Annotated in this window: 18 protein-coding genes and 1 pseudogene; 9 read left to right on the top strand and 10 right to left on the bottom strand. The window is 66.7% G+C overall.

Features of this window, described 5'->3' with window-relative positions:
• Positions 1 to 17: 17 nt before the first annotated feature.
• Entirely contained in the window at positions 18 to 1,616 is a 1,599-nt protein-coding gene (locus tag ACFVAV_RS02805; RefSeq protein ID WP_379028863.1) for an MFS transporter, read from the bottom strand.
• Positions 1,617 to 2,018: 402 nt separating this feature from the next.
• Here ACFVAV_RS02805 and rplJ point away from each other — a divergent pair, with 402 nt between their 5' ends.
• The 5 genes from rplJ (at position 2,019) to ACFVAV_RS02780 (ending at position 12,421) form a co-directional block, all read left to right on the top strand.
• Positions 2,019 to 2,549: a 50S ribosomal protein L10 gene (gene rplJ, locus ACFVAV_RS02800; protein WP_218719611.1), complete on the top strand. Its 531-nt coding sequence runs from the start codon at positions 2,019 to 2,021 to the stop codon at positions 2,547 to 2,549.
• 60 nt (positions 2,550 to 2,609) lie between these two features.
• On the top strand, positions 2,610 to 2,996 hold the full coding sequence (rplL, locus tag ACFVAV_RS02795) for a 50S ribosomal protein L7/L12 (RefSeq protein WP_379028860.1): 387 nt from the start codon (positions 2,610 to 2,612) through the stop codon (positions 2,994 to 2,996).
• 228 nt (positions 2,997 to 3,224) lie between these two features.
• The gene (locus ACFVAV_RS02790) at positions 3,225 to 4,310 is read left to right on the top strand and encodes an ABC transporter ATP-binding protein (RefSeq protein ID WP_379028857.1); all 1,086 of its coding nucleotides are present in this window, start codon (positions 3,225 to 3,227) and stop codon (positions 4,308 to 4,310) included.
• 555 nt (positions 4,311 to 4,865) lie between these two features.
• Positions 4,866 to 8,366: a DNA-directed RNA polymerase subunit beta gene (locus ACFVAV_RS02785; RefSeq protein WP_379028854.1), complete on the top strand. Its 3,501-nt coding sequence runs from the start codon at positions 4,866 to 4,868 to the stop codon at positions 8,364 to 8,366.
• A gap of 101 nt (positions 8,367 to 8,467) precedes the next feature.
• Positions 8,468 to 12,421, top strand: coding sequence for a DNA-directed RNA polymerase subunit beta' (locus tag ACFVAV_RS02780; protein WP_379028851.1), 3,954 nt, complete (start codon positions 8,468 to 8,470; stop codon positions 12,419 to 12,421).
• A 73-nt stretch (positions 12,422 to 12,494) separates the two neighbouring features.
• Here ACFVAV_RS02780 and ACFVAV_RS02775 read toward each other — a convergent pair whose 3' ends face one another.
• Both ACFVAV_RS02775 and ACFVAV_RS02770 read right to left on the bottom strand, forming a co-directional pair.
• The gene (locus ACFVAV_RS02775; RefSeq protein WP_379028848.1) at positions 12,495 to 12,824 is read right to left on the bottom strand and encodes a helix-turn-helix domain-containing protein; all 330 of its coding nucleotides are present in this window, start codon (positions 12,822 to 12,824) and stop codon (positions 12,495 to 12,497) included.
• Positions 12,821 to 12,973, bottom strand: coding sequence for a type II toxin-antitoxin system RelE/ParE family toxin (locus tag ACFVAV_RS02770; RefSeq protein ID WP_379028845.1), 153 nt, complete (start codon positions 12,971 to 12,973; stop codon positions 12,821 to 12,823). The genes ACFVAV_RS02775 and ACFVAV_RS02770 overlap by 4 nt, the downstream gene beginning before the upstream one ends.
• 600 nt (positions 12,974 to 13,573) lie before the next feature.
• Here ACFVAV_RS02770 and ACFVAV_RS02765 point away from each other — a divergent pair.
• A complete protein-coding gene (locus ACFVAV_RS02765) occupies positions 13,574 to 14,107 on the top strand; it encodes a hypothetical protein (protein ID WP_379028842.1) in 534 nt (177 codons plus the stop codon).
• A 54-nt stretch (positions 14,108 to 14,161) separates the two neighbouring features.
• On the opposite strand, the gene ACFVAV_RS02760 is transcribed toward ACFVAV_RS02765, so the two are convergent.
• Complete coding sequence (locus ACFVAV_RS02760) at positions 14,162 to 15,157, bottom strand: DMT family transporter (protein WP_379028839.1); 996 nt, start codon at positions 15,155 to 15,157, stop codon at positions 14,162 to 14,164.
• A gap of 38 nt (positions 15,158 to 15,195) precedes the next feature.
• On the opposite strand from ACFVAV_RS02760, the gene ACFVAV_RS02755 reads away from it, so the two are divergent.
• On the top strand, positions 15,196 to 15,726 hold the full coding sequence (locus ACFVAV_RS02755; protein ID WP_379028836.1) for a CGNR zinc finger domain-containing protein: 531 nt from the start codon (positions 15,196 to 15,198) through the stop codon (positions 15,724 to 15,726).
• Here the strand turns inward: ACFVAV_RS02755 and ACFVAV_RS02750 are convergent.
• The 3 genes from ACFVAV_RS02750 to ACFVAV_RS02740 all read right to left on the bottom strand — a co-directional run bounded on the left by ACFVAV_RS02750 (position 15,723) and on the right by ACFVAV_RS02740 (position 18,810).
• On the bottom strand, positions 15,723 to 16,409 hold the full coding sequence (locus tag ACFVAV_RS02750) for a hypothetical protein (protein WP_379028833.1): 687 nt from the start codon (positions 16,407 to 16,409) through the stop codon (positions 15,723 to 15,725). The genes ACFVAV_RS02755 and ACFVAV_RS02750 overlap by 4 nt on opposite strands.
• A 267-nt stretch (positions 16,410 to 16,676) precedes the next feature.
• The gene (locus tag ACFVAV_RS02745) at positions 16,677 to 17,378 is read right to left on the bottom strand and encodes a hypothetical protein (RefSeq protein ID WP_379028830.1); all 702 of its coding nucleotides are present in this window, start codon (positions 17,376 to 17,378) and stop codon (positions 16,677 to 16,679) included.
• A 175-nt stretch (positions 17,379 to 17,553) separates the two neighbouring features.
• Positions 17,554 to 18,810 (bottom strand): FAD-dependent oxidoreductase, encoded by a 1,257-nt coding sequence (locus ACFVAV_RS02740; protein ID WP_379028827.1) that lies wholly within the window; start codon positions 18,808 to 18,810, stop codon positions 17,554 to 17,556.
• A 125-nt stretch (positions 18,811 to 18,935) separates the two neighbouring features.
• Here ACFVAV_RS02740 and ACFVAV_RS02735 point away from each other — a divergent pair, with 125 nt between their 5' ends.
• Together ACFVAV_RS02735 and ACFVAV_RS02730 are read left to right on the top strand one after the other, a co-directional pair.
• Positions 18,936 to 19,268 (top strand): ArsR/SmtB family transcription factor, encoded by a 333-nt coding sequence (locus ACFVAV_RS02735; RefSeq protein WP_379028824.1) that lies wholly within the window; start codon positions 18,936 to 18,938, stop codon positions 19,266 to 19,268.
• Complete coding sequence (locus ACFVAV_RS02730; RefSeq protein ID WP_379028821.1) at positions 19,265 to 19,744, top strand: SRPBCC family protein; 480 nt, start codon at positions 19,265 to 19,267, stop codon at positions 19,742 to 19,744. Before ACFVAV_RS02735 ends, ACFVAV_RS02730 begins: the two co-directional genes overlap by 4 nt.
• A gap of 39 nt (positions 19,745 to 19,783) precedes the next feature.
• On the opposite strand, the gene ACFVAV_RS02725 is transcribed toward ACFVAV_RS02730, so the two are convergent.
• From ACFVAV_RS02725 to ACFVAV_RS02715, 3 genes and pseudogenes are all read right to left on the bottom strand, one after another.
• Positions 19,784 to 20,773, bottom strand: a complete 990-nt coding sequence (locus ACFVAV_RS02725; RefSeq protein ID WP_379028818.1) for a pirin family protein — start codon at positions 20,771 to 20,773, stop codon at positions 19,784 to 19,786.
• Positions 20,770 to 21,105 carry a GNAT family N-acetyltransferase gene (locus tag ACFVAV_RS02720; RefSeq protein WP_379029928.1) on the bottom strand — a complete coding sequence of 112 codons (336 nt, stop codon included), beginning with the start codon at positions 21,103 to 21,105 and terminating at the stop codon, positions 20,770 to 20,772. The genes ACFVAV_RS02725 and ACFVAV_RS02720 overlap by 4 nt, the downstream gene beginning before the upstream one ends.
• Positions 21,106 to 21,120: 15 nt before the next feature.
• A pseudogene (locus ACFVAV_RS02715) lies at positions 21,121 to 21,582 on the bottom strand (carboxymuconolactone decarboxylase family protein); the annotation flags it as partial.
• Positions 21,583 to 21,724: the final 142 nt, after the last annotated feature.

Here is a 21,724-nt window from a genome sequence, read left to right as displayed (position 1 = left end):
TCGCTGGTTTTCCGGGGTCAGTCCTTCTTGCGCCAGCCGAGCAGCACCGATTCGCCGTCCTGCGGCTTCCACGGCAGGAAGATCGCGACGATCACCGCGCAGACGAGAACCGCGCCCGCGGCCACCAGGGACGCGGCGTGCGCGCCCTGCAGGGTCGCCGTCTTCATGGCGACGATGAGGTTCTCGCGCTGGGTCTCCAGGAACGGGGTCAGCTCGCGTTTGCGTAGCTCCAGCACGCTGAGCGGACTGGCCTTGACCAGGCTCTTCTCATTGGCGTTCATGATGGCCACCGGGATGGCGTCGACCCTGGCCCCGATCCGGCTGGTGTAGTACGAGGCGACGATCGAGCCGAGCACCGCGACGCCGAGGGTGCCGCCGATCTCGCGGGTGGTGTCGTTGACCGCCGAGCCCGCGCCCGCCTCGTCGAGCGGCAGGGCCGACATGATCGACTCGGTCGCCGGTCCCTGCACGATGCCGAGGCCCAGCGCCATCGACACCATCGACGGCAGCACCCCGAGCAGATAGCTGCTGTCCACCGTGACCTGCCCGCCCAGATACAGGCCCAGCCCGGTGAGCAACAGCCCGATCACCAGCACCGCGGTGGTGCCGACCCGCTGCGCGAGCAGTGTCGCGACCGGTGCGCCGATCGCGACCGAGAACGCGAACGGCAAGGACGCGATACCGAATTCGAGCGGGGTGTATTCGCGCACGCCCTGGAAATACTGGGTGATCAGGAACAGGAACCCGAACATCGAGAAATATCCGATGGCAATAGCCAAGGCGGGCAACGAGAATCGGCGATTGCGGAACAGTCGCATATCGAGAATCGGTGCGGCCGTGCGCAATTCCCATGTGACGAAAGCGGCGAGCAGGACGACACCGAGTGCGGCGGTGCACAGCGTCGTCAGCGAGAGCCACCCGTTGTGCGGCGCCTCGATGATCGCCCACACCACCAGCGTGATGCCCGCGATCGACAGGAAGATGCCAGGCAGATCGAGCCTGCCGACCTGCTCGGCACGCGATTCCGGCACCCAGATGAGCGTCGCGATCAGCGCGACCAGGGCTACCGGCACATTGATCCAGAACACCGAGTGCCAGCTGAAGTGCTCGAGCAGCCAGCCGCCCGAGATCGGGCCGATGGCGATGGCGAAGCCGGCCATCGCGGTCCAGGCGGCGATGGCCAGCGCGCGTTCGCGCTTGTCGGTGAAGATGTTGATGATCAGGGCCAGGGTGGCGGGGAAGACGGCGGCGGCGAAGACGCCCATCGCCGCGCGAGCCGCGATGACCTGCGTCATCGACTCGGCGAGCGCGCCGCCGATCGACATCACGGCGATGCCGATCAGGCCGACGATCATGATCCGCCTGCGGCCGTAGCGGTCACCGAGATTGCCCGCCGCGAGCAGCAGTCCGGCGAAGGTGAGGGTGTAGGCGTCGACGACCCACTGCAGGCCGGAGACGCCGGTCTGCAGTTGGACGCCGATGGAGGGGAGGGCGACATTGACGATGGTGTTGTCGAGGACCACCAGCAGTTCGGCCAGGCAGATCACGGCGAGTGCGAGGAATCGCTGTGAACGCCGGTCCAGCAGCATTGGTGGAGCGACTATGGAGGTTGCCATAGTTCAGAGTGAAGCAGGTTACTGTCACCGAACGTAACACCTTTCCGGTGAGATTGCTGCCACTTCGAACCATCAACTGTGAGCCACGACACAATCGAAACCGGCGAATCCGGCGCTGCCGGGGGCGTTTTGGCAGATCGGGGCAGGTGCCGGTACAGTGGACTCCGGTCATCGACATGTTCGATGGCTACCCATTCGTTCTACCGAAGACCGTTGGTCGTCGATGCCGCTTGCGTGGTGTCGATCGAAGGTCCGGCGACATTGCCGGCGGCCCACGCAGGGAGAGCTGAGGCCGATCTTTTCGCGCCCCGGTACGCCTTGCGTCCGGGGCGTTAGTTTTGTCGCCGGCCCCTGAATTCGGTAGTGCGCGTTCACGAACCGACATCAGAGAGGAGGCGAAGTATGGCGAAGCCTGAAAAGGTCACCGCTGTCGCGGAGATCGCGGAGCAGTTCAAGAACTCCACGGCCACTGTTGTCACGGAATACCGTGGTCTTTCGGTCGGCAAGCTCACCGAGCTGCGTCGTGCGCTCGGCGCCGAGGCCACGTACTCCGTCGCCAAGAACACCCTGGTCAAGCTCGCGGCCGCGGAAGCGGGCGTCGAGGGCCTGGACGACTTGTTCGTCGGACCGACCGCCATCACCTTCATCCAGGGTGAGCCGGTCAACGCCGCGAAGGCGCTCAAGACCTTCGCCAAGGACAACAAGGCGCTCATCATCAAGGGCGGCTACATGGACGGCGCTGCGCTGTCCGTGTCCGAGGTCGAGAAGATCGCCGACCTGGAGACCCGCGAGGTCCTGCTGGCCAAGCTGGCCGGTGCGATGAAGGGCAACATGTCCAAGGCTGCCGGGCTGTTCTCGGCTCCCGCAGGTCAGGTGGCCCGTCTGGCCGCCGCGCTGCAGGAGAAGAAGCAGGCCGAAGGCGCTGCCGAGTAATACCCCCTGCACGGGTATTACGCCCGCGCGCAAAGACATTCACTACCGAAAGGAACAATCATGGCCAAGCTGTCCACCGAAGAGCTGCTCGAAGTTTTCTCGGAGATGACCCTCCTGGAGCTGTCCGGCTTCGTGAAGGCGTTCGAGGAGAAGTTCGAGGTCACCGCTGCTGCCCCCGTCGCGATCGCCGCTGCCGGTGGCGCCGCTGCTCCGGCCGAGGCCGCTGAGGAGCAGGACGAGTTCGACGTCATCCTCGAGGGTGCCGGCGACAAGAAGATCCAGGTCATCAAGGTGGTCCGTGAGATCGTCTCGGGCCTGGGCCTGAAGGAAGCCAAGGACCTGGTCGAGGGTGCCCCGAAGCCGATCCTGGAGAAGGTCGCCAAGGAGGCCGCCGAGGCTGCCAAGGCGAAGCTGGAAGAGGCCGGCGCCAAGGTGTCCGTCAAGTAATTCAGCGCCTCGCGTTTGCGAACGGGCGGTCCTTTCGAGGGCCGCCCGTTTGTCATTTATCCCGACATGGGAAGGTGATACGCGCTGTAGCACTGGGCGGGTTACTCTTCAGTCATGTAGGGGTGTGCCCCGTCTCACTCATGGGTTACAGTGACCGGACCCACAGTGTCGTGACGCACCGCCGTGATGTGAGCGCGCGGTCAGCGGGTGGGGTGCTCGCAGGGAACAATGGAGGTAGGCGTGGGCGTCGAGGTCAGGACCGAGGGTGTTACCAAGTCCTTCGGTTCGCAGCGAATTTGGCAGGACGTGTCGATCACGCTCCCTTCGGGTGAGGTGAGCGCCCTGCTCGGCCCTTCGGGTACGGGTAAATCGGTGTTCCTGAAGTCGCTCATCGGTCTGTTGCGGCCGGAGCGCGGGTCCATCTTCATCGATGGCACCGATATCACCACCTGCTCCAACAAGGAGCTCTACGAGATCCGCAAGCTGTTCGGCGTCCTTTTCCAGGACGGCGCGCTGTTCGGCTCGATGAATCTGTTCGACAACATCGCTTTCCCGCTGCGTGAGCACACGAAGAAGTCGGAATCCGAGATCCGGCAGATCGTCATGGAGAAGCTCGAGCTGACCGGTCTGCTCGGCGCCGAGAACAAGCTCCCCGGCGAGATCTCCGGCGGTATGCGCAAGCGTGCCGGCCTGGCCCGCGCCCTGGTCCTCGACCCGCAGATCATCCTGGTCGACGAGCCCGACTCCGGTCTGGACCCCGTGCGTACCTCGTACCTGGCGCAGTTGCTGCTCAACATCAACGCCCAGATCGACGCGACGATCCTGATCGTGACGCACAACATCAACCTGGCTCGTACCGTGCCGGACAACATCGGCATGCTGTTCCGCCGCCAGCTGGTCATGTTCGGCCCGCGCGAGGTGCTGCTGACCAGCGACGAGCCGGTGGTCAAGCAGTTCCTCAACGGCCGCATGATCGGCCCGATCGGTATGTCCGAGGAGAAGGACGAGGCGCAGATGGCGCGCGAGCAGGCGCTCGTCGACGCCGGTCACCACCACGGTGGCGCCGAGGAGATCGAGGGCATCATCCCGCAGATGAAGGCGGAGCCGGGCATGCCCGTTCGCCAGGCGGTCTTCCGTCGCCAGGCGCGGGTGCGTGAGATCATGCACACCCTGCCGCACGCGGCCCAGGTGGCGATCCGCGAGTCGCTCGACGAGACCGCCGACGACACCCAGGTGATGGCCGCTTACGGCAGCGAGCACCCCACCGCTCAGTTCGACACCAAGACGATTCCGCACGGCCAGATCAACGGCTGAGCGACTTTCGCTCCCACCACGAGCCTCGACCGCCCGGTCGGGGCTCGTGGTGCGTTCAGGGGGCGGTGGCGGCGCGGCGTGACCGGAAAACGGGCGCTGAGCGGCGGTAACGCGAGTTGGCGCACACGGCGTGTCGCGAGTAAAATGACCGCGGTTCCGGACGGGGATGCCCAGCGCGCCAGTCGATCTCACTTCTCGGACAGACCGCGCCGCGCCACTTGACGAGGCGGGCGCGAACCGTCACCCTATTCACAGCAGCGTCAGCTGTTACAGGGGCTTCAGCGCCCAGAACGCCCGACGCGGCCAGCGTCACGGGAGTTCGGCGCGTTTGCCGTGTGAGCGGTCGCACGGATGGTACGTTGACACCCCCGGGTATGTGGGTGTAAGTTTGGACGTTGCGCTGGCTGCCTCCTGTCCACACCTTGATTCGCACTCGTAAGTTCCACCTTCCGGTGTTACTTCCGCTGCTGCCTGTTCGGGTTTCGTTCGGGTTGTAACCAGCGGAATTCGTAGCAGACAAGCGACGGTCGCGGACCACCACGCGACGCGCGTGAGGTGCTGGAAGGACGCATCTTGGCAGTCTCCACCCAGACCAAGGCTGGAATCCCCGGAGCCCCGTTGAGGGTTTCGTTCGCGAAGATCCGTGAGCCCTTGGAGGTGCCCGGACTTCTCGACCTACAAACGGACTCGTTCGCCTGGTTGGTCGGTACTCCCGACTGGCGTGAGAAGGCGGCCGCACGCGGCGACGTCGGTCTCGCAGGCGGCTTGGAGGAGGTGCTCGAGGAGCTCTCGCCGATCGAGGACTTCTCCGGTTCGATGTCCCTGTCGTTCTCCGATCCGCGCTTCGAAGAGGTCAAGGCCTCTATCGATGAGTGCAAAGAGAAGGACATGACCTACGCGGCGCCGTTGTTCGTCACCGCGGAGTTCATCAACAACAACACCGGCGAGATCAAGAGCCAGACGGTCTTCATGGGCGATTTCCCCATGATGACCGACAAGGGCACCTTCATCATCAACGGCACCGAGCGCGTCGTCGTCTCGCAGCTGGTCCGCTCCCCGGGCGTCTACTTCGATCACAGCATCGACAAGGGCACCGAGAAGGACCTGCACAGCGTGCGCGTCATTCCGTCGCGCGGCGCGTGGCTCGAGTTCGACGTCGACAAGCGCGACACCGTCGGTGTCCGCATCGACCGCAAGCGCCGTCAGCCGGTCACCGTGCTGCTCAAGGCGCTGGGCTGGACCACCGAGGAGATCGTCGAGCGTTTCGGCTTCTCCGAGATCATGATGTCCACCCTGGAGAAGGACAGCACGCCCGGCCAGGACGAGGCGCTGCTCGACATCTACCGCAAGCTGCGTCCGGGCGAGCCGCCGACCAAGGAGTCCGCGCAGACCCTGCTGGAGAACCTGTTCTTCAAGGAGAAGCGCTACGACCTGGCGCGCGTCGGTCGCTACAAGATCAACAAGAAGCTCGGCATCCACGTGCACGAGCCGGTGATCTCCTCGGTGCTGACCAAGGAAGACATCGTCACCACCATCGAGTACCTGGTGCGTCTGCACGCCGGTGACCGCTCGATGACCGCCCCCGGTGGCGAAGAGGTCCCCGTCGAGATCGACGACATCGACCACTTCGGTAACCGTCGTCTGCGCACCGTCGGCGAGCTGATCCAGAACCAGATCCGCGTCGGCCTGTCCCGCATGGAGCGCGTGGTCCGCGAGCGGATGACGACTCAGGACGTCGAGGCGATCACGCCGCAGACCCTGATCAACATCCGCCCGGTCGTCGCCGCGATCAAGGAGTTCTTCGGAACCTCCCAGCTGTCGCAGTTCATGGACCAGAACAACCCGCTGTCGGGTCTGACCCACAAGCGCCGCCTGTCGGCGCTGGGCCCCGGCGGTCTGTCCCGTGAGCGTGCCGGCCTGGAAGTCCGCGACGTCCACCCGTCGCACTACGGCCGCATGTGCCCGATCGAGACCCCGGAAGGCCCGAACATCGGCCTGATCGGTTCGCTGTCGGTGTACGCGCGGGTCAACCCGTTCGGCTTCATCGAGACGCCGTACCAGAAGGTCGTCGACGGCAAGGTCACCGACGAGGTCAAATACCTGACCGCCGACGAGGAAGACCGCTACGTTCGCGCGCAGGCCAACTCCCCGGTCGACGCCGAAGGCCGCTTCCTCGAGGAGAAGGTCCTCGTCCGCCGTGCGGGCGAAGAGGTCGAGTTCGTGACGCCGGCTCAGGTCGACTACATGGACATCTCGCCGCGCCAGATGGTGTCGGTCGCGACGGCCATGATCCCGTTCCTCGAGCACGACGACGCCAACCGTGCCCTCATGGGCGCGAACATGCAGCGTCAGGCCGTGCCGCTGATCCGTTCCGAGTCCCCGATCGTGGGTACCGGTATGGAGCTGCGCGCCGCGGTCGACGCCGGTGATGTCGTGGTGAACGAGAAGCCGGGTGTGGTCGAGGAGGTCTCGGCCGACTACGTCACCGTGATGGCCGACGACGGCAGCCGCAAGTCCTACCGGATGCGCAAGTTCAACCGCTCGAACCAGGGCACCTGCTCCAACCAGCGTCCGATCGTGGACGAGGGCGACCGGGTGGAGAAGGGGCAGGTCCTCGCGGACGGCCCCTGCACCGAGAACGGTGAGATGGCGCTGGGCAAGAACTTGCTCGTCGCGATCATGCCGTGGGAAGGCCACAACTACGAGGACGCGATCATCCTGTCGCAGCGCCTCGTGGAAGAGGACGTTCTCACCTCGATCCACATCGAAGAGCACGAGATCGACGCCCGCGACACCAAGCTGGGCGCCGAGGAGATCACCCGGGACATCCCGAACGTCTCCGACGAGGTGCTGGCCGACCTGGACGAGCGCGGCATCATCCGCATCGGTGCCGAGGTCCGCGACGGCGACATCCTGGTCGGCAAGGTCACCCCGAAGGGCGAGACCGAGCTGACCCCCGAGGAGCGCCTGCTCCGCGCGATCTTCGGTGAGAAGGCGCGCGAGGTGCGCGACACCTCGCTGAAGGTGCCCCACGGTGAGTCCGGCAAGGTCATCGGCATCCGCGTGTTCTCGCGCGAGGACGACGACGATCTGCCTCCCGGTGTCAACGAGCTGGTCCGCGTCTACGTGGCCCAGAAGCGCAAGATCCAGGACGGCGACAAGCTCGCCGGTCGCCACGGCAACAAGGGCGTCATCGGCAAGATCCTCCCCGTCGAGGACATGCCGTTCATGCCTGACGGCACGCCGGTCGACATCATCCTGAACACCCACGGTGTTCCGCGTCGTATGAACATCGGCCAGATCCTGGAAACCCATCTCGGGTGGATTGGTAAGGCCGGCTGGAATATCGACGTGGCCGCGGACGGCACCCGTCCCGAATGGGCTGCCACGCTGCCCGAGGAGATGCTGGCCGCGCCGGCCGACTCGAACATCGCGACGCCCGTCTTCGACGGTGCCAAGGATGACGAGCTGACCGGTCTGCTCGCATCGACGCTGCCCAACCGTGACGGTGAGCGCATGGTCGACGAGAACGGCAAGTCGACCCTGTTCGACGGCCGCTCCGGCGAGCCGTTCCCGTACCCGGTCGCGGTCGGTTACATGTACATCCTGAAGCTGCACCACCTGGTCGACGACAAGATCCACGCCCGTTCGACCGGTCCGTACTCGATGATCACGCAGCAGCCGCTGGGTGGTAAGGCGCAGTTCGGTGGTCAGCGTTTCGGTGAGATGGAGTGCTGGGCCATGCAGGCCTACGGTGCGGCGTACACGCTGCAGGAGCTCCTGACCATCAAGTCCGACGACGTGGTGGGCCGTGTGAAGGTCTACGAGGCGATCGTCAAGGGCGAGAACATTCCGGAGCCGGGCATTCCGGAGTCGTTCAAGGTGCTCCTCAAGGAACTCCAGTCGCTGTGCCTCAACGTGGAAGTGCTGTCCTCGGACGGCGCCGCGATCGAGATGCGTGACGGCGACGACGAGGATCTGGAGCGCGCCGCGGCGAACCTGGGCATCAACCTGTCCAGGAACGAAGCGGCCACCGTCGACGATTTGGCGAACTAGGTGGTGACGCGGGTGGCTGTTCCGACAGCCACCCGCACACCGCGATCGATAACTAGTGAACTTTTGCTCGAATTCGACCCGAACAGGGGAAAGGAAGTTACGTGCTAGACGTCAACTTCTTCGATGAACTCCGGATCGGCCTGGCCACCGCTGAAGACATCCGCCAGTGGAGCTATGGCGAGGTCAAGAAGCCGGAGACCATCAACTACCGCACGCTCAAGCCGGAGAAGGACGGGCTCTTCTGCGAGAAGATCTTCGGCCCCACCCGGGACTGGGAGTGCTACTGCGGCAAGTACAAGCGCGTCCGCTTCAAGGGCATCATCTGTGAGCGCTGTGGCGTCGAGGTGACTCGCGCCAAGGTGCGTCGTGAGCGGATGGGTCACATCGAGCTGGCCGCACCGGTCACCCACATCTGGTACTTCAAGGGCGTTCCGTCGCGCTTGGGCTACCTGCTGGATCTGGCGCCGAAGGATCTCGAGAAGATCATCTACTTCGCCGCCTACGTCATCGTCGGTGTCGACGAGGAGCTGCGCCACAACGAGCTCAGCACCCTCGAGGCCGAGATGGAGGTCGAGAAGAAGGCCGTCGCCGATCAGCGCGACGCCGATCTCGAGGCTCGTGCACAGAAGCTCGAGGCCGACCTGGCCGAGCTGGAAGCCGAGGGCGCCAAGTCCGACGTGCGTCGCAAGGTCAAGGACGGCGGCGAGCGCGAGATGCGTCAGCTGCGCGACCGGTCCCAGCGTGAGCTGGACCGCCTCGACGAGATCTGGACGACCTTCACCAAGCTGTCGGTCAAGCAGCTCATCGTCGACGAGGTGCTCTACCGCGAGCTCGTCGACCGCTACGGCGAGTACTTCACCGGCGCCATGGGTGCGGAGTCCATCCAGAAGCTGATGGAGAACTTCGACATCGCCGCCGAGGCCGAGAACCTGCGCGAGACCATTCGCTCGGGCAAGGGCCAGAAGAAGCTGCGCGCGCTCAAGCGGCTCAAGGTCGTCGCGGCCTTCCAGACCAACGGCAACTCGCCCATGGGCATGGTGCTCGACGCCGTTCCGGTGATCCCGCCGGAGCTGCGCCCGATGGTTCAGCTCGACGGTGGCCGTTTCGCCACCTCCGACCTGAACGACCTGTACCGCCGCGTGATCAACCGCAACAACCGTCTCAAGCGACTGATCGATCTGGGCGCGCCCGAGATCATCGTCAACAACGAGAAGCGGATGCTGCAGGAGTCCGTCGACGCGCTGTTCGACAACGGCCGTCGCGGCCGTCCGGTCACCGGACCGGGTAACCGCCCGCTGAAGTCGCTGAGCGATCTGCTCAAGGGCAAGCAGGGTCGTTTCCGTCAGAACCTGCTCGGCAAGCGTGTCGACTACTCGGGCCGTTCGGTCATCGTGGTCGGCCCGCAGCTCAAGCTGCACCAGTGCGGTCTGCCGAAGCTGATGGCGCTCGAGCTGTTCAAGCCGTTCGTCATGAAGCGTCTGGTGGATCTCAACCACGCGCAGAACATCAAGTCCGCCAAGCGGATGGTCGAGCGTCAGCGTCCCCAGGTGTGGGATGTCCTCGAAGAGGTCATCGCCGAGCACCCGGTGCTGCTGAACCGCGCGCCCACCCTGCACCGCCTGGGTATCCAGGCCTTCGAGCCCCAGCTGGTCGAAGGCAAGGCCATCCAGCTGCACCCGCTCGTGTGTGAGGCGTTCAACGCCGACTTCGACGGTGACCAGATGGCCGTGCACCTCCCGCTGTCCGCGGAGGCGCAGGCCGAGGCGCGCATCCTGATGCTGTCGTCGAACAACATCCTGTCCCCGGCGTCGGGTCGCCCGCTGGCGATGCCGCGTCTGGACATGGTGACCGGCCTGTTCTACCTGACTCGTCTCGACGAGAAGGGTGTCGGCACCTACAAGGCCGCCGACAAAGACGAGCCGGAGCAGGGCGTGTACTCCTCGCCCGCCGAGGCCCAGATGGCCGTCGACCGCGGTGAGCTGACCGTGCGTTCGATGATCAAGGTGCGCCTCACCGAGCAGCGCCCGCCGCGCGAGATCGAGGCGGAGCTCTTCCCGGAGGGCTGGCATCGTGGTGACGCGTGGCTGGCCGAGACCACCCTGGGTCGCGTGCTGTTCAACGATCTGCTCCCGGCGGACTACGCGTTCATCAACGAGCCGATGCCGAAGAAGCGGCAGGCCACGATCATCAACGATCTGGCCGAGCGCTACCCGATGATCGTCGTCGCGCAGACCGTCGACAAGCTCAAGGACGCCGGCTTCTACTGGGCCACGCGTTCGGGTGTCACCGTCTCCATGTCGGACGTGCTCGTTCCGCCGGAGAAGGCCGACATCATGGAGCGGTACGAGGCCATGGCGGATCAGATCGAGAAGAAGTACCAGCGTGGTGCGCTCGATCACCAGGAGCGCAACAACGCCCTGGTCAAGATCTGGCAGGAAGCGACCGAAGAGGTCGGTACGGCGCTGCGCAAGCACTACCCGGCCGACAACCCGATCATCACGATCGTCGACTCGGGTGCGACCGGTAACTTCACCCAGACTCGTACCCTCGCCGGTATGAAGGGTCTGGTGACGAACCCCAAGGGTGAGTTCATCCCGCGCCCGATCAAGTCCTCGTTCCGTGAGGGCCTGACCGTGCTCGAGTACTTCATCAACACCCACGGTGCTCGTAAGGGTCTGGCCGACACCGCGCTGCGTACCGCCGACTCGGGTTACCTGACCCGTCGTCTGGTGGACGTCTCGCAGGACGTCATCGTGCGCGAGCACGACTGTGGCACCGAGCGCGGCATCGTCGTGCCGATCGCGGAGAAGCAGGCCGACGGCTCGCTCATCCGGGACGCGCACGTCGAGACCTCGACCTACGCTCGCACCCTGGCGACCGACGCGGTCGACGCCGGCGGCAACGTCGTCGTGGCCAAGGGCGCCGATCTCGGCGACCCGGCCCTGGAGGCGCTGCTCGAGGCCGGTATCACCGAGGTGAAGGTCCGCTCCGTGCTGACCTGCACCACCGGCACCGGCGTCTGCGCCACCTGCTACGGCCGCTCGATGGCCACCGGCAAGCTGGTCGACATCGGCGAGGCCGTCGGCATCGTCGCCGCCCAGTCCATCGGTGAGCCGGGTACCCAGCTGACCATGCGTACCTTCCACCAGGGTGGTGTCGCGGGTGACGACATCACCGGTGGTCTGCCGCGTGTCCAGGAGCTCTTCGAGGCCCGTGTCCCCAAGGGCAAGGCGCCGATCGCGGAGGTCTCGGGCCGGGTGCGCCTCGAGGACGACGACCGCTTCTACAAGATCACGATCATCCCTGATGACGGGTCGGACGAGGTCGTCTACGACAAGCTCTCGAAGCGTCAGCGTCTGCGTGTGTTCAAGCACGACGACGGCACCGAGCGCCTGCTGGCCGACGGTGACCACGTGGAGGTGGGTCAGCAGCTGCTCGAGGGCGCTGCCGATCCGCACGAGGTGCTGCGCGTGATGGGTCCCCGTCAGGTGCAGGTCCACCTGGTCCACGAGGTCCAGGAGGTCTACCGCTCGCAGGGTGTGTCGATCCACGACAAGCACATCGAGGTCATCGTGCGCCAGATGCTGCGTCGCGTGACGATCATCGATTCGGGTGCGACCGAGTTCCTGCCCGGTTCGCTCACCGAGCGTGCCGAGTTCGAGTCCTCGAACCGTCGCGTGGTGGCCGAGGGTGGCGAGCCCGCCTCCGGCCGTCCGGTGCTGATGGGTATCACCAAGGCGTCGCTGGCCACCGATTCGTGGCTGTCGGCGGCCTCCTTCCAGGAGACCACCCGAGTGCTGACGGACGCGGCCATCAACTGCCGCTCCGACAAGCTGATCGGCCTGAAGGAGAACGTGATCATCGGTAAGCTCATCCCGGCCGGTACCGGTATCAACCGCTACCGCAACATCCAGGTGCAGCCGACCGAAGAAGCCCGCGCCGCCGCGTACGCGGTGCCGTCCTACGACGACACCTACTACTCGCCGGACACCTTCGGCACCACCACCGGCGCCGCAGTGCCGCTGGACGACTACGGCTTCAGCGACTACCGCTAAGCAGTAGCCAGGCAAACCAATTCGGCCCCCGCTCTTCGGAGCGGGGGCCGATTTGTCGTGGTGAGCGGGGTGACTACGCCACTTTGATCGTGTGTGGTCCGACGCTGACGCTGATGTCCACGTGTCCGCCGAGTGCGCGGGCGTAGGCGCGGAGGGTGTCGAGTTCCATGGCGGCGAGGTCGCCGTTTTCGATCTGCGAGATTCGTGCCTGGCTGACGCCGAGGGCGGCGGCGAGTTCGGCCTGCGTTTTGCCGATCGTCTGGCGGAGCTCTTTGAGGTGGTGCCCGGCGATTCTGCCATCCAGCTGCGCCGCAGCTGCTGCCTGAACCTGTGGGTCGGCCAGTTCCGGATGCAACCGGTGGGCTTCTTCCTTCACCTCACGCCAATTACGTGCGCCAGTCATCGTTCCTCCTTCGCCTTCTCGACGCGGTAGTCGGCATAGCGATGTTCTGCCAACGGAATCGCGTCGTCATACCAGTGGGACCACCGTCCAGCTTTGTCCCCGCTGACCAGGATGATCGCTCGACGGTCCGGATCGAATACGAAGAGCATCCGAATCTCCGAGCGTCCACGTGAGCCGGGCGCAGTTCCTTCAGATTCTTCAGCCGACTGTGTTCGAGGGTATCGACTAGAGGTCTGCCCAGCGCAGGACCGACTGCGGCGAGTCGGTCCAACGCCTGTTCGATCAAGGCTGCTGAGGCCGGGTCGGACTCGCACAGCTTCATGAACCAGCGATCAACCGGTTCCAGTAGCACGATCTCCCATTCCACCCAGCAAGTATAAGTCACAACTTATGTCAAGCGGGCCAGGTTTGTGGTCAGTTGGCAGTGGTGGCCTCCCGCCTCGGGATCGCCGACCGCAAGCCGACAGTAGTGTGCACCTCCCACCGGGGCGGTAGAGATTCGGTATGGGGCGATACGGATCAGGTCAGCTCGGTCAGTCCCACCAAGCGGTGAAGACTCCGAACTCCCGCGCTGGTACCGAGAGCGCCGGAAATCTCTTCTTCATCACCGCGGAGCACGGCGATTTCGTCAGCACGCCAGTCGGCTTGCTCGGCCGCATCCGTGTGGTCAGTCGACGGTCGATCCGGTGAGTCGGAGTGGCGAAGCCATTGGTCAGGTGATGTCGGTGGGTGATGGGACTATCTGTCGTGTGCTCGAACCTGCGGACGACCTGTCGATAGAGAGTCTGGTTCGTGCTGCGATCAGGCAGGTTTGGGCGGACTGCCCGGATCTGGTTCTTGATGCGGTACACGAGCGAACTGTGGTGGCGCACATCGCAGCTGTGCTGAATCGGCGGTTGGCTGAGCTGCCCGGAAGTTTCCGGGCGGATGTCGAATACGACCGTGTCTCGCGCTTGGGATTCGCGGTGTTGCGTAAGCAGCTGTGGCTGATTCGCGAGGGGCGCGACGAACTTCACCCAGTCGTACCGGATTTGATCGTCCACGCCCCGCGCGGTCAGTTCACCCGTCGCAATGTCCTTGTGCTGGAAGCCAAGAAGGGGCGCGTCTCATCGCGAGCTCGTGAACTCGACTACATCAAGCTCGGTAGTTTCATCGAGCAGCTCGGCTACCAGCACGCAGTCTTTCTCGAGTTCGACGGTGTGGGCGGGCGTCCACGGATCGAATGGATTCGCTCGTCGCAGGACTATCCGGATCCGGCTGAAAGGGCTTCGGAAGAGCTCTAGCACCGGCGAATCGGGACGGGAAATGGTGCGGCTCGATCGGCAATCAGGCGCGGATTACGACTCGGGCCGGGCCGTCGTCGGAATCTCGTCGGCGGCGGTCTGCGCCTCGGGGTCGCCGAGGGCGACGGGTTCGGGTTCGCCGAGGCGGACGGTGATCACGCCGATGAGAATCAGTGCGCCGCCGAGCAGCTGGATCGGGCCGGGGGCTTCGCCGAGTAGGGCCCAGGCGAACAAGAGGGCGGCGAGGACCTCGGTGAGGGCTACGAAGGAGGCCAGGCGGGAGCCGAGGCGGCGGGTGGCGGCGATACCGGTGACGTAGGCGATGGCTGCGGTGACGATGCCGATGAGCAGGACCGGGATCCACCAGGGGGTGGTGAAGTCGGCGAAGACGACCGGGTTGGTGGTGGCGTGCAGGGGGACGATGCCCGCCATGCCTGCCAGGAGCAAGGTGACGCCGCCGATGAGCAGGCCGCCCGCGGCGAGGACGGTGCCGGGGAGGTCGCCGCCTTGGGCGGAGAGGACGAAATATGCTGCGGCGCCGACCATCGCGGCCAGGGCCCACGCGATGCCGATCGGATCGGTGGACAGGCCCGACGCCACGTCGAGAACCAGCAGCAGGCCGGTGATGCCGAGTACCGCGCCCGCGATGGTCGCCGCCCCTGGCTGCTGCCGGTGCCGCACCCACAACCAGCCGACGACGGCGATCGGGGCGGTGTATTCGATGAGCAATGCCGCGCCGACGGCCATGTGCGCGACGGCGTTGAAGTAGGCCAGCTGGGTGCCTGCGACAGCGACCAGGCCGTACGCGGTGATGAGTTTCGCGTTGGCGCGCACCAGATTCCAGTTGCCGTGCAACTGGGGGATCGCCAGTGGCAACAGCACGACCCCGGCCAGGAGCACCCGCACGGCGACCACGGACGCCGCGCTCCATCCGGCATTCATCAGCCCGCGGGCGAGCGGGCCGGACAGGCCGAACGAGGTGGCGGAGGCCAGCGCGAGCATCAGTCCGGACCGCATCCGGGTCATGCTGTCATGGGTCAAAGTCGCCATGACTAATGACGGTAAGGAGCCTGCGGTAATATGTCAATGTGGTTTTTGCTCATGACACCGAGGCGGCGCTGCTGGCGGCGGTCGAACTGGTCAACTCCGCCGAAGACCCGGACACGCTGACCGAGACCGCGCAGCTCGACGAGTTCTTCGACCGGCACGTCTACACCGGCGTGCATACCGGCGATGCCGCGGAACTGGCCGCCGTGCGGGGCTTACGCGCCCCGCTGCGCCGCATGCTCATGAGCGACCGCGACACCGCTGTCACCCTGGTGAACGAGACCCTCGCCGAGCATCGCGCGGTGCCGCAATTGGTCCGGCACGGCGATGTCGACTACCACGTCCACGCCGTGCCACCCGAGGCCCCGCTGCCGGTCCGCATCGCCGTCGAGACCGCCATGGCGATGATCGACCTGATCCGTGCCGACGACCTGAGCCGCCTGTCGATCTGCGCCGACGACACCTGCGAAGGCCTGGTTCTTGACCTGTCCCGCAACCGTTCCCGCCGCTACTGCAGCACTGCCTGCGGCAATCGCAATGCCGTCGCGGCCTACCGGGCGCGGCAACGCTAGAGCGTGCGCACCTTCGGGCACTTCTTGCCCGCCAGGTGGCACTTGTCCTCGAACCCGGCGGGCAGCCACGTCCCGGTCCGCAGCAGCGGATGATGCGGAAAGTGCTGCAACGCCGCGGTGACGAAGATCAGTGGCGCCCACGCACTGCGGATCTGTAGTTGCTGCATGGTGCCGTTCCGGTCCGGGAAACGGCAGCCGACCAGGTCCGGCGCGGTGAGGTCGACACTCTCCAGTGCCGACCAGTACAGCGAGAACGACCGCTCCGGATTCGCCAGGTGAATCCGCCGATTCGAGATCATCGCCGACCCCGGCCGTTCGGCCACCCACCGCGGTTGCGCCGCGGCCTCGGCCCGGGATCGCCTGGTCTCGTTGCGCACCGCATTGCCCAGGTGCGCGGCCGCGCCCAGCGGCGTCTGCCCGTCGGCGCGCACACGGCCCCGCGACCAGCGACCGTCCCCGACGCCACGCCAGGTGAACCAGTGGACCCCGCCGTCGGCGAAGCAGGTCTCGCCGGGCTCCAGCCGGACCCGCGTAGCGGCGGAGGGGATCTGCGCGACCCGCCCGGCCGCGATCAGTTCGGCCACCCCGCACGTGTACAGCAGGTAGTCGTCGAACCACGTCCAGCCGGCCTGCTCGGCCAGGGCCCGGTTGATATCGGCCAGCGGGTCGAACACGTCTCTCACCACCCACTCACAAAGTGCGCCTTCGGCGACAGCGCGGAGTCTCCTCCTGACCACGGTAGCGGAGGGTTACGGCGCTGCTCAGCGCTAGCCGTCGAGTATGGCCACCGGTGCGGCCTCGTACCGCTCGCCGGCGACCACCTCCGCAGGCGCGGCGGCCTCGATCTCAGCCGGCGCCGCCGGGCGCCGAGGTCTCGACCGATGCCGCCGAGAAGACGGCGCTGCTGCGCGTGATCGGCAGCCGGCGCCTCAGTCCGGCGTCGTGAGAGCTCAGGGCGCCCCGGTGACGTAGGCGAGCGCGGTGTCGATCGCCGGCTGCCCGCCCGCCATCGCGTACCCGGCCATCGCGCCGATCGCGGCGCCCGCCACGGTCGCGACCGGGACGGTGATGAAGTCCAGGACGAACAGTCCGAGCGGGAATCCGAGAACGAAGCCGATGGCAGCCCCGATCGCCGCGCCCTGGATGATCTGCGGCTGCAGGCGCGCCGTCTCGGCGTAGAACTGCTCCTGGGCGCTGATCTCGCGCACCGGCGCATCGGCCTCGCCGACCGGGGTGAGCGTGAGGCGGGTGCCCGCCTCGTCGATCGCGGGGGTGAGCGGCACGGCGTGCTCACCGAGGCGCACGACCATCGGCAGCGCGGCGATCACCGCGCCGGAGGCATCGGTGACGGTGACGACCTTCGCGTCGTGCGCGAGCTGAAACTTGCCCGCGTCGAGCGTCGTCACCGTGGCACGCCGATCCTCGGACACCCCGACCTGGTAGTTCACGCCCCTGTCGACACTGCGCAAGGCCGGCAGCGGCGTGATGCCGGGCTGGGTGCCCGCCGGGACCGATTGGGTGGGCTGCGCCGGCAGTGGCGTGATGCCGGGCTGCGTGCCGACGGGTCCGGGCTCGGCGGCGCCGACTCCCGTGGCGGACAGGGTGACTCCCACCGCCAGCAGCGCCGCGCCAACCACAGTGCCGATCCTCATCCCGCAAGCCTCCCGCTGAATTCACCCGGGACCGATTCGTCCCGTTCGTCGCGGCAAACCTAACCGCTGGAAGGGTTTTCGGGAAGTTGTCGCGAGGCCGCTCGGCGTCGGCGTCACGAGGATCACAAGGGCGCTGTCGGTCTTCGGGTCCGATCGCCGAGGTGGTTCCGCACGGTCAGCGGGCCGCAGCGGGCCGGTCTGCCCCGCTCGGTGGGCGGCGCGCGAAATCCGGTGCGTGTTCCGGGCGGATCCCGATTCCGCCGAGGTAGGCGACGAGTCCGGCCAGCATCGGCACGGCATCGACGACCCGCAGCGGCAGCGGGGCGGTGCGCAGCTCACCGCGTAGCGCGGGTGCGATGAGCATGTCGTGCTCGCCGCGCTGGGAGCGCTGGGTGAAGCTGGCGGGCAGCATCCGCCTGCGCTGCACCTTCTCCAGGTCGGCGGTCTGCACCGTGCCGTCGAGTAGCGGCTGGGCGAGGATGCGCGCCGCCGCGACGGCATCCTGCACGGCGAGGTTGACGCCGACACCGCCGACGGGTGACATCGTGTGCGCCGCATCGCCGATGCACAGCAGGCCGGGCACGTACCAGCGATCGAGCATGCCGACCGTCACCTCGAGCAGTTTGACGTCGTCCCAGGAACGGATGGCCGTCGTCGCCTCGTCGGACCAGCCGAAGAGTTCGGTGACGCGATCGCGCAGCCACTGCACTTCGTTGGCGGCCCGCAGCGTTGCGTCGCAACCCTTCTCGATGATGTAGCCGGTCTGGTAGTAGTCGCCCCGATCGATCGCCACCGCCGAGTTTCCGCTGGTGAAGCGGGCCTGCACGGCGCCGCCCCCGGTGTCGTCCGCGGCCTTCGGGATGCGGAAGAACCACATGTCCATCGGCACCTCCTCCATCCGCTGACGCAGGCCGGCGGCCTCGCGCGCCACGGAATCACGTCCGTCGCAGGCGATCACGAGATCGGCGCGCAGTTCGTGCTCGGCGCCGTCGGCGTCGCGGTAGCGGACGCCGGTGACCGCGTCGGATTCGTGGATCAGCCCGGTGACGGTCGACCGCATCCGCAGGGTGAACGTCGGTTCCACGGCGGCGGCGCTCACCAGCAGATCGAGGAAGTCCCACTGCGGCACCATCGCGATGTGGCGGTACCGGCCCGGGATCCGGGTGAGATCGGCGGCGATGACCATGCGATCGCCCGCGTACATGCACATCCTGGTCAGCGCGGACTGCGGCAGCCGGGCGAAGTCCGCGCCGAGCCCGAGTTCGTCGAGCAGCCGCACGGTCGACGGGTGGACTGTGTCACCGCGGAAATCGCGCAGGAAGTCGGGGTGCTTCTCCAGCACGGTGACCTCCACGCCCGCCCTGGCCAGCAGCAGGCCCGCCATCGTTCCGGCCGGTCCGCCGCCGACGATGCAGCACGTGGTCTTGTCCATGAGATCCCCCTCGAACGCCGTTGTCTACGACGAAGCGTAGTAGTAAATCCCGAAGCGGGTCCAGGGTTTTCGGAAATCTCCGGCGACCCTTGACCCCCGCCGCGGCGCGCGCAATACTGAACTAGATGGTTCAGTATGATTTCCTGAATGCCTCGTTCGGGGCGCTCGCGGATCCCACCCGGCGGGGGATACTCGAGCACCTCGGTCGTGGGCCCGCGAGTATCAGCGAGTTGGCCGAGCGGTTCGAGATGACCCTCACCGGCATCAAGAAGCACATCGGGTTGCTCGAGGACGCGGGCATGGTGGTCACCGAGAAGCGTGGGCGGGTCCGGTACTGCCGGATCGGCGAGCACGTCTTCGATCGGGAGGTGGCCTGGATGCAGGGTTATCGGCAGATGCTCGAAGCCCGGATGGACCGTCTCGGTGAATTCCTGCAACGATCGGAGACAGAGCAATGAGTACAACCACCAACGACGCGGTCATCACCTCGACCTCGGACCGCGAAGTCCACATCGAACGCGATTTCGACGCACCGCTGGACCGGGTGTGGAACGCCTACAGCCGGATCGAGCAGCTCTCGCGCTGGTGGGGCCGCGGCCACGTGGTCGACGTCGAACGCTGGGAATTCCGCAAGGGCGGGCACTGGCGTTTCGTCGAGCACGAGGGCGACGAGTCCTACGGTTTCGAGGGCCGCTTCCGGGAGATCACCCCGAAGGAGAAGATCGTGCAGTCCTTCGAATGGGACGGCATGCCCGCGCACATCTCGATCGACTCGACGACCTTCGTCGACCTCGGCAACGGCCGCACCCGCGTGGTCACCGACAGCATCTTCCACACCGCCGACGAATGCGCAGGCATGCTCGCCTCCGGGATGGAATCCGGCCTCAACGACAGCTACCGCGCCCTCGACGCCCTGCTGGTCGAAGGCCGCTGACTACCGATTGATCCGGCGCCGCGGGGAAGCGGTGCCGGATCAGCGGTGGGTGCAGCCGGTGGCACGCTTGCGTGGCTTCAGGCGCAGCGGTGGCAGCGGCGGCGCGGGGATCCGTTCCGCCGGGCCGTGCCCGGGGACCTCGCCGAAACGGCTGGTGTCGTGGGCTTCCCAGGCCTCGCGGGCCGCGATGATCTCGTCGTGGCTGCGGCCGACGAAGTTCCACCACATCACCAGTTCCTCGGTGAACGGCTCGCCGCCGATGAGCGCGAGGTGCGCACCGGCGGCGGCCGAGAGACGCAGGTCGGCGCGATCGGTGCCCAGGTACAGCAGCGGGCCCGGGGTGAGTTCGGTCCCGTCGACCTCGACGCTGCCCTCGATCACCAGTACCGCGTGCTCGAAGGCGCGTTCGAGCGGCAGTCGCACCTCGGCGCCGGGATCGAGCACGATGTCGGCCCCCACGAGCGGGGTGTAGGCCTTCGCCGGTGAGGTGGCCCCGCCCAGCGAGCCGATCAGGACGGTGGCCCGCACCCCAGGCTCCTCGTACACGGGCAGCTCGCGATGCTGCTCGAAGTGCGGTTCGACACCGGTCGCGGTGCCGGGCAACGCGATCCACAGTTGCAGGCCGTTGCCCGCGTGCGCGCCGGGGACGCCGAACTCCGAATGCGCGATGCCGCGACCCGAGGTCATCAGGTTCAGCTGCCCCGGTTCGATCTCGACGTCGGAGCCGACCGAATCCCGGTGCCGGATTCGGCCGTCGAACGGCCAGGTCACCGTCTGCAAGCCGATGTGCGGGTGCGGCAGGATATCCGGGGAGGCTCCGGTCCGGGTGACGGTCGGCGAACCGAATCGGTCCAGGAAACACCAGGCCCCGACGGTCGGCAGATCACGTTGCGGCAGTGTGCGTTCCACGTATACCCCGCGCACCCCACCGAGCGGTACCTCCCTGGCGGGGTATAACTCGGTGATCGGTCCCGGACTCGGCGACGGCTCACACAGCGCCTCGGCGGGATCGGCCTCCAGGTCACTCACTTCGCGATGCCCTTGCCGACCACATGCGCGTCGTACTCGGGGTGCTTGTCCAGCCAGCCGCGGATGAACGGGCAGTGCGCGGTGATGGTGCGCCCGCGCGCGATCACGTCCTCGACGGCCTGGCGGGCGAGCACGCTGCCCAGGCCCTTGCCCGCGAAGGCGCCGTCGATCTCGGTGTGGATGAAATCGGTGTCGTTGTCGCGCTCGACGTACTCGGCGAAGCCGGCCAGTTCGCCGTCGTAGAACACGTCGTAGCGGTTCTTGTCCGCGTTGCGCGCGACCCGGCGCTGCGGCTCGGTCGAGGCGGGCTGGGCGGGGGTGGTCTCGGGCATCTTCTTGCGCTCCTTCCGCACCGGAACAGGGTGCGCGCTCAGGATCGATACGCGGTTGAACGCACCGATCGCGACGGCGATCCAGACGATCACCGAGATCTGTTCATCGGACCAATGCTCGCGCGCGATCTCGTATTCCCGATCGGTGCGCTCCTCGTCGGGCAGGGTGGTGACCGCCTCGGCCAGCCCGAGCGCGGCCCGGTCGGCCGCGCAATAGGTGCCGCCGCGCCGCCACGCGGGCAGCACCGCGATCTCCTGCGCGGACAATCCGGCGCCAAGGCCCGCGTGTTCGTGTACGTCGAGGCAGTACGGGCAGCCGTTGATCTGGGAGACCCGCAGATTGATCAGCTCGATCAGCCTGCGCTCGATGCCCGCGGCCGCGGCGGCGGCACGGATCTCGGCGGCGGTCGCGCTGAGTGCTTTGAAGATCGCCGGATGCTGCTTGTCGATCCACACGCGTTGGGGGCGTTCGGTCACCCTCGCGATGCTAGCTCCGCGGGGCGCGGCCGGGGGGGCCGCGGGGGGGCCCCCGCGGCACCCCCCCCCCCGGGGGGGAGGGAGAGTTGGCGGGCCCGGTGGGCCCCCCCCGCCCCGCGGGCGGGGCGGGCGGCGCGCGGTG

Origin of the sequence: Nocardia sp. NPDC057663, assembly GCF_042799895.1 — a bacterium.
Classification (GTDB): domain Bacteria; phylum Actinomycetota; class Actinomycetes; order Mycobacteriales; family Mycobacteriaceae; genus Nocardia.
The sequence above is the reverse complement of the archived record's forward strand: the minus strand, read 5'-3'. Positions and strand labels throughout refer to the sequence as shown.

Bases quoted from the DNA above. Each gene is read 5' to 3' on its own strand.
- ACFVAV_RS02805 (WP_379028863.1), bottom strand. From the start codon at position 1,616: ATGGCAACCTCCATAGTCGCTCCACCAATGCTGCTGGACCGGCGTTCA.
- rplJ (WP_218719611.1), top strand. From the start codon at position 2,019: ATGGCGAAGCCTGAAAAGGTCACCGCTGTCGCGGAGATCGCGGAGCAG.
- rplL (WP_379028860.1), top strand. From the start codon at position 2,610: ATGGCCAAGCTGTCCACCGAAGAGCTGCTCGAAGTTTTCTCGGAGATG.
- ACFVAV_RS02790 (WP_379028857.1), top strand. From the start codon at position 3,225: ATGGAGGTAGGCGTGGGCGTCGAGGTCAGGACCGAGGGTGTTACCAAG.
- ACFVAV_RS02775 (WP_379028848.1), bottom strand. From the start codon at position 12,824: ATGACTGGCGCACGTAATTGGCGTGAGGTGAAGGAAGAAGCCCACCGG.
- ACFVAV_RS02770 (WP_379028845.1), bottom strand. From the start codon at position 12,973: ATGCTCTTCGTATTCGATCCGGACCGTCGAGCGATCATCCTGGTCAGC.
- ACFVAV_RS02760 (WP_379028839.1), bottom strand. From the start codon at position 15,157: ATGGCGACTTTGACCCATGACAGCATGACCCGGATGCGGTCCGGACTG.
- ACFVAV_RS02745 (WP_379028830.1), bottom strand. From the start codon at position 17,378: ATGAGGATCGGCACTGTGGTTGGCGCGGCGCTGCTGGCGGTGGGAGTC.
- ACFVAV_RS02740 (WP_379028827.1), bottom strand. From the start codon at position 18,810: ATGGACAAGACCACGTGCTGCATCGTCGGCGGCGGACCGGCCGGAACG.
- ACFVAV_RS02735 (WP_379028824.1), top strand. From the start codon at position 18,936: ATGGTTCAGTATGATTTCCTGAATGCCTCGTTCGGGGCGCTCGCGGAT.
- ACFVAV_RS02730 (WP_379028821.1), top strand. From the start codon at position 19,265: ATGAGTACAACCACCAACGACGCGGTCATCACCTCGACCTCGGACCGC.
- ACFVAV_RS02720 (WP_379029928.1), bottom strand. From the start codon at position 21,105: ATGCCCGAGACCACCCCCGCCCAGCCCGCCTCGACCGAGCCGCAGCGC.